This is a genomic window from Streptomyces sp. NPDC017940 (assembly GCF_044328435.1).
Lineage (GTDB): Bacteria > Actinomycetota > Actinomycetes > Streptomycetales > Streptomycetaceae > Streptomyces.
The window spans coordinates 1-11492 of record NZ_JBIRHJ010000020.1; the positions used below are offsets into that span (position 1 = coordinate 1).

The 11492-nt window shown below is 68.1% G+C and carries 11 protein-coding genes; 2 read left to right on the forward strand and 9 right to left on the reverse strand.

The window, feature by feature from the left end; all coding sequences use genetic code 11:
- The first annotated feature begins 209 nt into the window (after positions 1-209).
- Positions 210-488 carry a DUF6233 domain-containing protein gene (locus ACH4DX_RS35075; protein ID WP_398158127.1) on the forward strand — a complete coding sequence of 93 codons (279 nt, stop codon included), beginning with the start codon at positions 210-212 and terminating at the stop codon, positions 486-488.
- 329 nt (positions 489-817) lie between these two features.
- Here ACH4DX_RS35075 and ACH4DX_RS35080 read toward each other — a convergent pair whose 3' ends face one another.
- The 4 genes from ACH4DX_RS35080 to ACH4DX_RS35095 all read right to left on the reverse strand — a co-directional run bounded on the left by ACH4DX_RS35080 (position 818) and on the right by ACH4DX_RS35095 (position 4183).
- On the reverse strand, positions 818-1282 hold the full coding sequence (locus tag ACH4DX_RS35080; protein WP_398158097.1) for a hypothetical protein: 465 nt from the start codon (positions 1280-1282) through the stop codon (positions 818-820).
- A gap of 54 nt (positions 1283-1336) precedes the next feature.
- A complete protein-coding gene (locus ACH4DX_RS35085) occupies positions 1337-2062 on the reverse strand; it encodes a hypothetical protein (protein WP_398158098.1) in 726 nt (241 codons plus the stop codon).
- A 662-nt stretch (positions 2063-2724) separates the two neighbouring features.
- Complete coding sequence (locus ACH4DX_RS35090; protein WP_398158099.1) at positions 2725-3603, reverse strand: endonuclease/exonuclease/phosphatase family protein; 879 nt, start codon at positions 3601-3603, stop codon at positions 2725-2727.
- A gap of 100 nt (positions 3604-3703) precedes the next feature.
- Positions 3704-4183 carry a hypothetical protein gene (locus tag ACH4DX_RS35095; protein ID WP_398158100.1) on the reverse strand — a complete coding sequence of 160 codons (480 nt, stop codon included), beginning with the start codon at positions 4181-4183 and terminating at the stop codon, positions 3704-3706.
- A gap of 557 nt (positions 4184-4740) precedes the next feature.
- Between ACH4DX_RS35095 and ACH4DX_RS35100 the strand changes: the two genes are divergently transcribed.
- Positions 4741-6090, forward strand: coding sequence for a transcriptional regulator (locus tag ACH4DX_RS35100; protein ID WP_398158101.1), 1350 nt, complete (start codon positions 4741-4743; stop codon positions 6088-6090).
- A gap of 62 nt (positions 6091-6152) precedes the next feature.
- Here ACH4DX_RS35100 and ACH4DX_RS35105 read toward each other — a convergent pair whose 3' ends face one another.
- The 5 genes from ACH4DX_RS35105 to ACH4DX_RS35125 all read right to left on the reverse strand — a co-directional run bounded on the left by ACH4DX_RS35105 (position 6153) and on the right by ACH4DX_RS35125 (position 11484).
- Positions 6153-6410, reverse strand: a complete 258-nt coding sequence (locus ACH4DX_RS35105) for a hypothetical protein (protein ID WP_398158102.1) — start codon at positions 6408-6410, stop codon at positions 6153-6155.
- Complete coding sequence (locus ACH4DX_RS35110) at positions 6407-6637, reverse strand: hypothetical protein (protein ID WP_398158103.1); 231 nt, start codon at positions 6635-6637, stop codon at positions 6407-6409. Before ACH4DX_RS35110 ends, ACH4DX_RS35105 begins: the two co-directional genes overlap by 4 nt.
- A 50-nt stretch (positions 6638-6687) precedes the next feature.
- Positions 6688-7479, reverse strand: a complete 792-nt coding sequence (locus ACH4DX_RS35115) for a peptidoglycan-binding protein (protein WP_398158104.1) — start codon at positions 7477-7479, stop codon at positions 6688-6690.
- A 76-nt stretch (positions 7480-7555) separates the two neighbouring features.
- A complete protein-coding gene (locus ACH4DX_RS35120; RefSeq protein WP_398119259.1) occupies positions 7556-9160 on the reverse strand; it encodes a right-handed parallel beta-helix repeat-containing protein in 1605 nt (534 codons plus the stop codon).
- Positions 9161-9345: 185 nt separating this feature from the next.
- Complete coding sequence (locus tag ACH4DX_RS35125) at positions 9346-11484, reverse strand: hypothetical protein (protein ID WP_398158105.1); 2139 nt, start codon at positions 11482-11484, stop codon at positions 9346-9348.
- Positions 11485-11492: the final 8 nt, after the last annotated feature.

Genomic DNA, 11492 nt, shown 5'->3' on the forward strand with positions numbered 1-11492 from the left:
ACGTTCATGTGGAACAGCGTTCCCAAAACATCTCGGGTCTGACCTGCGGGTCTGAGCAGCAGCGGCTCGGCGAGCGCCCCCGGAGGTTTCCTTCGGGGGCGCTCGCGTTGCGAGATGGCTCGCGGGGCAGGGCAGGGCCTAATATCGAACATATGAACGACCTTCCGCCGGACCTGCCGCGCTTGCGTACTTTGCGGGTCTGGCACGCGATGTGGTTGCGGCGGTTGGACGCGGCGATCTCGGATGCGGAGCGGCGTGAGGCGGAGCGGGCGCGTGGTGCGGCTCGGCGCCCTCCTGCTCCTGCTTGGCTCATTGAGACTGGTATCGGGGATGGTCCCCCGACGTACGTGCACGCTGGGGACTGTTATGCCGCGAAGGGTGCGCGCATGAAAGGGATCACTGCGGAGCAGGCGCGGCGGGCGTTGTACGAGCAGGTGCCGGCCTGTCCGCACTGTCGGCCGGATAGCAGGCTTCGAGTGGTGGAGTGATCTTTCTTGTCTCCAGAGGTAGGCCCCGCCTGGCGAGTAGGCGGGGCCGTGTTCTGGTGTGGTGGCGTGCTATCCGATGGTCGGGTTTCCTGCTCCCGGGCACATGTCTCGTTCGCCCTCGGCTTGGTGTGCGGGGGCGGGTTCGCCTGGTGCCGTGTTCGGGAAGTAGGTGCCGCATGCGGAGCACCCCGATTGGGAGCACTGGCCGGGGTCGAGGCGTCGTCCGCGGCGTCCGTGGTCACACATGATCAGTTTCTCCCTTGGGTGGTGGGATGGTGCTGAACGGTGTGGTGCTCTCTCTGTGCGCCGTGGTGGCTGTGGGGGAGGTGTCAGAAGGTGGCGGGAAGGTCGTAGTCTCGTCCGCCCTCTGCCTGGCCGGGGCGGCCGGCGGACTGGAACAGCATGAAAATGCGTGCGCCGCTGTGGAAGCGGACTCCGAGGCCGGGGTTTTTCGCTTCGCTGCCGTAGGGGTAGACGCTGGTGATTTCGTCGTTGTGGCTGTTGGTGAGTGCTGCCGCGAGGTAGGCCTCGGCGCGTGCCGGGGTGATCTTGCCGTTCTCGTAGAGGTCGGGGTAGGGGGCCTCTGCGGGTGCTTCGCCGTGCACGGGGGTTTCTGGCTGGTCTGCTTGCTCGCTGGGGGCGGCTTGTGCGGTGCTGCCGATCCAGAGCTGTGACCCGGTGTTGAAGGTGACGTGCAGACCGAAGGTGCGGCCGTCCCAGGTGGTGACGGTCTGGATTTCGGGGGCTTTCGGTAGGACGTCGAGGGCGAATTCTTGGAAGCGGGCGGGGCGCATTTTCGATCTTCCTCTCGTGGCGGCGGGGGCCAGTTTAGGAGTGTTTGTGGAAGATCACTGGGGGCGTTTGCGTGTGGCGAGGGTGGAGGAGCCGGGGGCGCGGTTGGCGCGCTGGTGGCCGGGGTGGTCGGCGGGTCTGCCGTAGGGCGGGTAGATGCCGGTTACTGCGGGTTTGGTGGCGTGTCGGCACTCGGTGCGTGTGGCGATATCCCAGATCAATCCGTGCTGGTCGCTGATGAAGTGGTGACCGGGGGCGTAGAGCATGCGTTCGTGGATCTCTGCGGCTTGGTCGGCCATGGCGTAGAAGATCGTTGCGAAGTTGGCGGGGGTGAGCCGGTCGTAGCCGAAGCGGTATCGGCCGTAGAAGTTGAGGGCGGGCCCGAGGAACGTGAGCGGGAGGTCGGTGGCCTCGCGTAGCAGGCCTCGCCAGCCGTGAGGGGTTCCGGGCGGGGGGAGGGCGGGGGTGTCGTGGACGTGGGGGAAGTGGGCCCGGGGCTCGCGTGGGGGGTGTGGGCGGGGGCATTGGTGTTCGCTGTGTCCGGCGTTGTAGCGCTGGATCTCCGTGCCGGTGGCGTCCCATGAGAAGACGTGGCAGTCGAGATTGTCGGTGAGGCGGTAGTAGCCGTGGCGGTGGCGCTGCCAGCGGCCGGTTCGGGCGAGGTCGTACAGCATGGGTCGTATGAGGCGGGGTGCGACGGCGAGCTGTATGTCGTTGAAGTTGGTGATCTCGTGTGGGATGCGGCCGTGAATGGTGCTCTGGTAGGCCTCTTCGGGAGTCATGGGTGGGGGAATCGTTTCCCATGCGGGGTTGTTCAAGGCGCGCAAGATGGCCCCTTTCGGGTCGGTGGCGTAAGTGGCCGGCGGGGTGTGGGGGGTGGGCGTGCGGGAGTGCGGGGCGGGAGGGGTGTCTGTGGTGAGGGGGCCCGCGCCGCCGACGAGGGGTGCGCAGTCCGGGCATGCGAAGACGGTGAGGGCGCGTCCGCTGATGCTGACGTGATCGCGCACGGGGATCGGGGCCGTGGTGAGCCGTTGGCAGTTGCCGCAGGTGCTCATATGGCGGCTGCCAGTTGCAGCGTGGGGTGATCGTCCGGTGTGGCGGCCGGGCGGGCGTGGTGGGGGCGGTGTTGGGCGCGTCGGGTTTCGAGGGCGGACAGGTAGGGGCGGACGAGCGCGATCTCTTCGCCGATGAGGGGGCGAGCGCGGTCTCGTACGTGGGCGGGCAGGGGGATGGGTGGTGGGGGTGTCGGGGTGGTGGTGAGGTGCGCGGTGGTGTGGCGGCCGGGGGTGCGGTGGTTGCTTCGTGCCCTTAATCGGCTGGCGAGTCGGCGGATAGGGTTGCGCATGGCGCTCTCAGCTCCTTGGTAGCTGGTGGCGTTGTGTGAACCCCGGCGGCCGGTCGTACCCGGCTGCCGGGGCTTTTCTGTTGGGGTGTACGGGTGGTGCTAGGCCGCGTCCGGGGTGGGGCGGCTGAGGAGGTTGTGCAGGCGGACTTCGTTGAAGCGGTAGAGCACGAGGGAGTGGTCGGAGACGTCGCGGGTGTCGGGGGTATCGATGACTTCGACGCTGTCGAGGGCGGTGGCGAGTCCTCCGGAGGCGTATGCGCGGTCGATGCGGCGCGGTCCGCCCTGGTCGGGTTTGTCGTGTCCTGCGGTGGGGGCGAGGGCGTCGGGCTGGCCGAGGTGGTCTGCGGCGTGGCGGGCGAGGTCGATGTATCCGGCTGTGGTCAGTTCGGTGTCGGGCCGGGTGTCGCTGTGGCGGTGGCCCTGAGGGTCGAGGTAGGTGCGGTGGACCATGTGGGCGCGGTCGCTGACCGTGTCCCAGTCGGGCAGAGGGGTGCGCGGTTCGGGGTTGCGGGGGTAGCTGTTGCAGTCACCGCCGAACAGGGCGACCGTGCCCGGCTTGGTGAGGGACGTCAGACGCCTGGCTTCGGTGAGGCGGGTGTCTGCGTCGAAAAAGCACAGGTGGAACGACGCGAAGCTGATAGGCCTCGGGCAGCCGTCGAAGTAGGCCACGATGTTGCACACGGGGTGCCACGTAAGGGCGGTGTGCGGGTAGACGGCATCGACGGTGAAGAGGTCGTGGTCGAGGAAGACGCCGGTGACGTTCTGGTTTTCCGGCGTGGCCGGGGTGATGAAGCCGCGCAGACCGAGGACGTGTTCGGCTTCGTGCAGGCGTCGGTGTCCGTGCTGGTGGCTGTAGGTCATTTCCTGGCGTAAGAAGACTTCCGCGCGGTGGCCGCGCACGATGTCGTGTGCCTTCTCCCATCGTTTGGCGTCTGTGCCGCCGTCGTGCTCGATGTTCCACTGTGCAACGGTGATCAAGGTCGTCGTCTCTTCTCGTCGGGCGCCGCGGGAAACGGCGCGGTGGGGTGGAGCCCGCCCCGGGCCCGGTTTGCCGGCCGCGGGGGGTGCAGGGCCGCTGTCACGGGCCGGGGGCGGGGGGCTGGAGGTGCAGTGTGAATCCGCATGTCAGGAGAAGCGGGCGGACGGACAGGCTGTAACGCTGGTCGGAGTCGGCGACGGTGAAGCGGTAGAAGTGGCCGTCACGCATGGCGGCGCGGGCCTGGTCGTGCTCGCCCTCGTCGGCAGTCCACGCGCTCAGTGCGGCGGCGGGGTCCAGACCACGTTCGGGGGCACGTCGAACACGCAGGGCCGGGGCGGGGGCCCATCCGCCCTCGATGGGCGGGTCGATGTGGTCGGCCAGGTGCCGGGCCCGCTCCGCAAGCCACCGGATGGCAAGCCGGGGGCTGGGCGCGGCGTATCCGGCGAGCATCCATTCGCGTGCTCGTACCGGGTCCACAGCTTCCGCGATCGTGCACTCGCACCACCACGGGCGCACCGTGAAGACCGGCACCGGTGGCGCCGCCGCGGGCGGGGAGTCCATGAGGGTGTTCACAGCCACGGTCCGCGCGTGACGCGGTAGGGCAAAGTGACGTGTTCACGGTAGTCAAGGTGCGCGGGACTGGACCGCAGGTGTCCGAAGATCCATCCCTGTGGCTCGACGTGCCCCTCGCTGGGCGGGCTCTTCTCCCCGCACGTCATGCATTCCATGGCCCGGGTAACCGGTTCGGCATCCGCCTCACGGTTCGGCGCGATGGTGTGCGCACGCGGCCGGTAGACGTCACCCATCACCGCGCCCCCATCCCGCGCAGCACGTCCGAGTGCGCGGCGAGGCGTTGCTGCAAGTCAGCCGACCGTGCCAAGAGTTCTTCCGTCGTGGGTGAGGGGAGAACTGCCGGGGCAACCGCTGCGGTGTCAAGGGATGCTCTGACCGTGGGCGGCCCGCTGTGTGGCTGCGACACTCCATCGTGGCGCGTGTTGCTCATGGTGCTAACTCCCCGACTCATTCGGTTAGTTCGTCCATCAAGGCAACAGCGCTGGCAGTGCTCCGGGTACCGTCAGAGGGGGTGTCAAAGGGTGTTACTTCCACTGCCGTCCGCGGTTAGGGGTAGGTCAGTCATGAAGCAAATGAACGTACGACTCACGCACTGGATGATGCGCAGCGGGCTCAGTAACACCGAACTTGCACGCAGGGTGACTCGCGCAGCTCAGGCGTGGGATCAGCCGCACATCACTCCCAACGCGACGACCGTGCGCCGCTGGCTAGCGGGCGATGAGCCCCGCCAGCCGACACCGGACATCATCGCGGACGTGCTCTCTGCCGAGGTGGGATATCGGGTCACAACATATGATCTCGGGCTCGGGGAGAGTCGTACCGCAGAGCGCTCCCTCGTCTACGACCGTTCATTCCCAGCTACGGTGGAAGCTGTTGCCGACCTGGGGAGAGCGGACGTGGAGCGTCGAAAGTTCATGGCAGCAGCCCCCTTCGCCGCAGTTGCAGCGGTGGGCCCTTCTCGTAACTGGCTGCTCAACACCCTCGATCAGGAACCTGCAATCGCAAGCCGTGTTCGGCTGGAAGACGTGAGCGCGGTTCGGAATATGTTCGGCGAGTTTCAAAAGATGGATGTTCTTCAAGGGGGTGGTTCCGGACGCCTCATTCTCGCCGAGTACATGAACCAGCACGTCTTCCCGCTGCTTCGGCGGACGAACACTGAAGCAGTCCGCCGAGCCTTGTGTGAGGCCGCAGCCGAGCAGACCTATCTACTCGGCTGGATGGCGTATGACAGCGGTGAACACGGAACCGCACAGCGGTACTTGATTCAGTCGCTGCGACTGGCCGAAGAGTCCCGAAATGCAGCACTCGGCGCGCACGTCCTTGCTGGCATGGCCGACCAATCGACCTTGCTTGGCAATCCCGAGGAGGGGCGCCGCCTGGCGCAGGCCGGCCGCGCCGGTCTGGGCAAGCGGACGTCACCGGCCTGCCTGGCTGACCTGTGGGCCTTGGAAGCGCGGGCGCTGAGCAAGCTGGGTGACAAGGCAGAGGCAACGCACGCTGTCGTGCAATCAGAGGCGGCATCAGAGCGCATCCGTCCGGAAGAGGAACAGGAGTGGGCCGCGTTCATCGACCCTGCTTACCTGCACGGTGAACACGCCAATACATTTCGAGACTTGGGCAACGCGGAAACAGCCGAGCAGCATGCACGTAGGTCGATCGAGCATGCGCGCGCACAGAAGCGGGCACGACGGGGCGCCATGTCACAAGCTGCCCTTGCTGCTTCCTACTTGCAGCGCAAGGACTTGGATGCTGCTTACTCGGCAGGTATTCGCACTCTGAAGTTGTCGAAACAGGTCAAGAGCACACGGTGCATCGAAGCCGTGCAGGATTTGCAGCGCCGTATGAAGCCATTCGGAAAAGATCGGCGAGTGGCCGACTTCAATGAACGTGCGCGGGAACTCGTCGCGGCGTAACAAGAACATGCGAAAGCGCCCCCTGTAGGGCCCACACGGGCCGTACAGGGGGCGCGGTTCGTTCAGTGGGCGAGTTGCCAGGCGGTCAGGGACAGGCTGATGACGGCTACCAAGGCGGTGATGGAGGGCAGGGGCCAGCGGGATCGTTCGAGGGCTTGCACGCGGGTGTCGAGGTCGTCGAGAGCGCGGTCGGTCTGCTCGCCACGCTGGACGAGCAGAGCGAGTGAGCCGTCGACGCGCGCGAATCCCTCGGCCATGGTGCCGCGTAGCCGCTCCAGCTCGACCGCGACGGACGGCTCGGGCAAGGGCGGGTGGGTCACGCCGTATCGCTCCTGTCGTCGAGGCCGAGTCCGACGCGGTCGAGCAGGGCCTCGACCACGGGCAGGGCCATCACGCGGGCGAGGCCACCGGCGACGGCGAGTGCCCCGGCGACCCACGGCAGCGCCTCGGGGATGCCGGACGCAGCCACGATGGCGGGCAGGGCCAGGGCAAGGGCAACGGTGGTCTGGATGACGGTGCGGATGGTGCGGCGGGCGGCATCGGTCATGGGTGGTTCCTCATCTCGTGAAGTGGGTGTTCGCCCAAAGCGGGCGGGGGTCAGAGCTTGGGGACCTTCAGGGCGGCCCACTGGCGCAGGCCGGGCCACCCGTCGCAGTGCTCGGGGGCGTCGCCCAACTTGCGCTGGAACTTGCGGAAGCTGGCGCGGTCGGCGTCGGTCCACTGCGGCCCCGGTCCCTCGGCATAGACCGAGCAGCCTTCAGCGACCAGGCGGCGGCCCATCGCCGTGACGATGGGCGAGCGCGGGTTCGTCTTGAACCAGGCGGCCCCGGGGAACGGTTCGAACTGCCGCGGGGGCTGCGGCTTGCTCCCGCCGGGGCGCGGGGCGCCTCGCTGCACCCATGCGTACAGCGGTCCGCCGGGGCACGCGGTCGGGTATCCGTCACGGTGGCCCCGGATCTCCTTTCCGGCGCCGCCGGACGTGCGCAGCCACTCGATGGCGTCGCGCAGTCCGTCGAGCTGGGCGTCGGTCGGGGTGGTCAGTCCGGTGTTGCCGAGCATGGCGCACACCGCGTAGTGCGCGGAGTTCAGTGCGGCGGTGCCGTTGGCGCCGGTCTTCTTGTGCGCGCCGCGGCCCTCGTACACGTAGCCGTGGGGGCAGACGATCGCGTTGTACGCGAGGTCGGAGTAGTCCTCTGCCTGGTTGGCGAGGTGGCTTGCCTGAAGGTCGCGGACGCGGCCGGCACACCGCGTGTGGTTCTCGGGGCGGACGAGGGAGGCGGGGACGGCCGTCCCCTCGTAATGGATCTTTACGCCGCGGGTGCTGCGTATATAGGTGAGCGGGTAGCGGGAGGGGCGGGCGCGCCACTGAGCGCGGGAAACGAACTTCACGGCGGGGTGCTCCTGGGCATGAAAAAAGGCCCGGCGCGGTGCGCGGGGCCGTACGGGGTGGGTGGGTTCCTGGGGGTCAGGTGACGTCGAGGGCGGATGTGCTGGAGGTGACGCCGGTGCCTTCGGCCAGGGGTGCGACTGTCCATGTGCCGCGCCAGTCGTTGCCGTGGCGCTGGATCAGGGTTACCGGGGTGGTGCCGCCCTCGGCGGAGAACGCGTGTGAGGCTTCGTTTCCCGAGCCGTGCGGCCGGACCTTGTTCTGAGACAAGGAGATGGAGGAGCTTCCGCCCTGGAGGCGAATTCCCCACGCGTCGCCGTTCTTTGTGCGGCTCGGGGACTTGATGTAGTTCGACCGCAAGTGAATGTTGTCGCTGTTTCCTGTGACCAGGATTCCGCTTGCGCCTGGCTCACGGATCTGGTTTCCGGATGCCGTGGAATGGTCGCAGGTCGTGAAAGTCAGACCGTTCCCGTTGATACCCCAGATCTCGTTACCGCTGACGATCAGGTTTCCGCTGACTCCGAGAGAGATACCGGTCCCGGCCGTGTTGGTGACCACGTTCGAGCTGACCGTGGCGCGGCTGGCTCGCTGCAAGCGGATGCCGTTCTGCCCGCCGGTCGACCCGTCGATGGTGTTGCCCGTGACCGTGAGATTCAAGATCAGGCCGGATGCTTCGCCGAGAGCAACGATCGGGTCGTCATAACCGCCTCCCTGCCGGAACGTGTTTCCGGTGACGGTCAGGTTCCTCATGTCCTGTGAGGCGCCGGTCTGCGTCCCGTCGGGGGTCTTGGTGTCCTCGGTGTCGGAGAGGATGACCGTGCGCAGCCGGACACCTGATCCGCAGCCATCGAAGGTGTTCCCCATGATGGCGGAGTCTTCCCAGTTGTAGGCGCTGACGCCGTACTGTGTGATCCCCTCGAAAGAGCACTCGGTCACCTTGATGCGCCGGTGCCATCGCGTGATGGTGGCTGAATGGGAGCCGATGCCGCGCGGCCATGCGGTTGTGCCGGAAGTGCCGGACGCGCCGAAGTAGCAGTTGCGTATGGTGATGTCTTCGCAGGGAGTGTGATCGTAGGGGCCGAAAGCGCCGAATACTCCGCTGCTTTTTGCCAGGTCGATCTGTACGGCTTCGCTGAAATCGCGTTGCCCGGGGTCGCGGTAGCCGAGGAATCGGCAGTTGTCGATCGTTGCGCGCTTCGTGCTGTTGAATTCGATGGCGTGGTATCCGGAGACGTCGCGTATTTCGAGGTCGCGGATGGTGAGGTCTCGTGCGTGGCCGATGCTGATGCACATGGCGGACGCGGTCAGTCCCGGAGCGGTGCCCTGGCAGTCCCACACACCGCCCTCGATGAGGATGTTGCCGTGCCCGGTGTACCCGCCGAACCCCTGGCCCTGATCACCGTTGACGATCACGGTTTCAGCAGTCCCGCGTACGAATCGGGCGCCGGGCAGGAGCGTGAGACGGGTGTTGCGGTAGATACGCAGCGGCAGCGTGGCCAGAAGGTAGTTCCCGGGCGGGACGATCACCCAACCACCGCCGAGCGACTTCAAGGCGGTGAGGGCGGCTTGGATGGCTGGCGCGTCATCGGTGCGGCCGTCGCCGAGGGCGCCGTAGGAAGTGACCGTGACCGATTCGGAGAGCCGTTCGAGCATGTATTGCAGGCGTCCGGCGGTCACCTGCATGCCCGGTAGCCACTGAGCAACGGGCGTAGACAGGACAAGCCTCCAAAGATCGGTTCTTTACGGGAAATTGACGGGCGCGGTAGATGTCACAGCCGATCTAGGGGCCCTACGGTGAGTGCCCCGATCGCCGTGCCCCCGGTGGTTGGCTGGCCGCCCGGCTCCTCCCCCCGTTGCCGGGCGGCCTCTTAGAGCGCTGCGAGCGCGGGCCGGGCGAGCTGGACGGGTGCGCCTGCCTGATGGGGCAGCGTGATGCCGTTGACGGCGCGGGCGAGGGTGAGCCGTCGGCGTCCGCCGGCCGCGGTGTGGACTGCGGTGATGGCGAGCTGTTCGCCGCCGATGCGCACCGCGACCGGGTACAGGTCCGGGTGCCTGCTGCTGAGCGGCCACGCCGGGCCGCTCGTGGTGGTGACGTCGCACGTGGTGGCGTCCCTGTCCAGCGGGGCGGCGAGGGTGCAGTCGTCGGGTCCGGCGGTGGCGTACTCGGGATCGTCGGTGGTGGCGACCAGCCACGGGCCCCCGGCCGAGCACCCGAAAGTGATCTCCCACGTGCGCACGCCGAGGGTTTCGGTGTATCCCTCGACGAGCAGCTCAACGCGCTCGGGCGGCAGCCACGGGGGCGAGTGGGTGAGGGCGATGCGGTGCCCGGCATCGACCGCAGCCGCGGGCCCGGCCAGGTGGGGGGCTTCGTGCAGGGCGACGGTCACCGCCGGGTAGCGCGGGGCGTCCCAGGTGCCGCGGTGCAGCTTCCACCACGCCACCGGCGGGCACTGTTCGTCCGTGGCCAGGTTGGCGGTGATCTGCTCGGCGTAGCGGCCGATCCCGTCCGGCGGGGCCTGAACGGACAGGGGCCCGGTTTCACGGACCGCGCGGGCCGATGACCCGCCTGAGCGCTGCACGGTGATGTCGTTGCGTACCGTCTGGTCGTCGTCGACCGGTTCGAGCGGGGCGACGACCTCGCGTGCGGCGTAGTCGAGGGTGAGCATGGGGGGCTGGGTGTAGTGCGTGGCCCGGGTCCGAAACGCCAGACCGAGACGGTCGCGCGGTTCGTAGAATCGGCCCTCGTCGGCATCCGCCGCGTCCTGCACGAGGTCGAGCAGGGTCGCGACGGACTGCGCGCCGATCCTGGTAGGTGTCGCGGTCGCACTGCCCCGGTAGGCGAGGGGGATCTGCTCCTCACGGGCCAGGCGCTGTATCCGCGCGTGCGCGTTCTCGCCCTGCCATCCGATCATCGCCGAGCCGGTATCGGCGTAGGCGGAGTGGCGGTTGGCCAGCGCCACGTGCCCCACGGCCACTTCGCCGGAGGCGCCGCCGCCCACCGTGACGTGGGTGATGCGGCCGACCACGCCGCCCACGACGTTGCCCTGCCAGGAAGGCATAGGTCCCCCGCCGGTGAGCGTGTACCGGTCGAGGTCGACGTAGTACATGCGGTAGGTAGCGAGGCCGCCCTCGGTCAGTTCCAGACCCAGGTTCAGGCGCCGCCCGCCCAGGAAGTCACCACCGCCCACGACCCGTACAAGTTCCTGCCCGCCGGTCATGCGCCCGTACAGCGACAGCCGGTTGTCGGTGCGCAGGGCGATGGTCCACCGGGAGATCAGGCCGGTACCGGACAGCGTGCACAGCACGATCTCGGTCTCGGGCGGGGTCTCGGGGATGGCCACGAACAGGCGCAGCGAGACTTCCCCGGTGTCCGGGTAGCGCGGTACCACGCCGGTCAGTGATCCGGTGCCCAGGGTGGGCAGCGCGTCGGATGCCGCGTACGCGCTGTACGCGGCCGGCCGTACCCCCGCAACGGTCGTGCGCATCGGCGGTGCGGAAGGGAACGCGGAAGCGAACTCCGTCGCCGCGCCACCGTCTTCCAGGGGCCAGTACGCCACGATGCTCGTGCGGGAGGGGTGGGAGAACTCGCGGCGCATCGGCGAGTGCAGCGGCGCGGCCCCCTGGCCCAGGCGCCGCAGGATGCCCGCGGCCTGCACGGACACGGTGACGTCGTGCGGGGTGCCCCAGCGCACGGGCCAGGCCGGGACCTCGCCCACGAACCGCACCAGCCGCGGACCCCCAGGGTCGGGCTGGACGGAGACGCGTACAGGGGTGTTGCGGCCGAGGAGTCCGAACAGGTCACTGCGGGGGTTGCGGGGCGAGTAGCGGCCACTGGTGTTGTCCAGGACGAACGAGCACGTGCTCGCGTCCGTACGGGCCCCCTCGTCCGGGCGCCCGCGGGTGATGGTGATGGGCGACTGCGTGAAGACGTCCGCGGTGATGTCTACCCACGTGGCGTCGAGCAGCAGCTCGACGCGCACGCCGAGCGGGGTGTCGGGGAAAACCACAGGTCCAC

Excerpts from the sequence above, each read along its gene's own strand:
- ACH4DX_RS35075 (WP_398158127.1), top strand. The coding sequence starts at position 210 with ATGTGGTTGCGGCGGTTGGACGCGGCGATCTCGGATGCGGAGCGGCGT.
- ACH4DX_RS35080 (WP_398158097.1), bottom strand. The coding sequence starts at position 1,282 with ATGCGCCCCGCCCGCTTCCAAGAATTCGCCCTCGACGTCCTACCGAAA.
- ACH4DX_RS35085 (WP_398158098.1), bottom strand. The coding sequence starts at position 2,062 with ATGACTCCCGAAGAGGCCTACCAGAGCACCATTCACGGCCGCATCCCA.
- ACH4DX_RS35100 (WP_398158101.1), top strand. The coding sequence starts at position 4,741 with ATGAAGCAAATGAACGTACGACTCACGCACTGGATGATGCGCAGCGGG.
- ACH4DX_RS35110 (WP_398158103.1), bottom strand. The coding sequence starts at position 6,637 with ATGACCGATGCCGCCCGCCGCACCATCCGCACCGTCATCCAGACCACC.
- ACH4DX_RS35120 (WP_398119259.1), bottom strand. The coding sequence starts at position 9,160 with ATGCAGGTGACCGCCGGACGCCTGCAATACATGCTCGAACGGCTCTCC.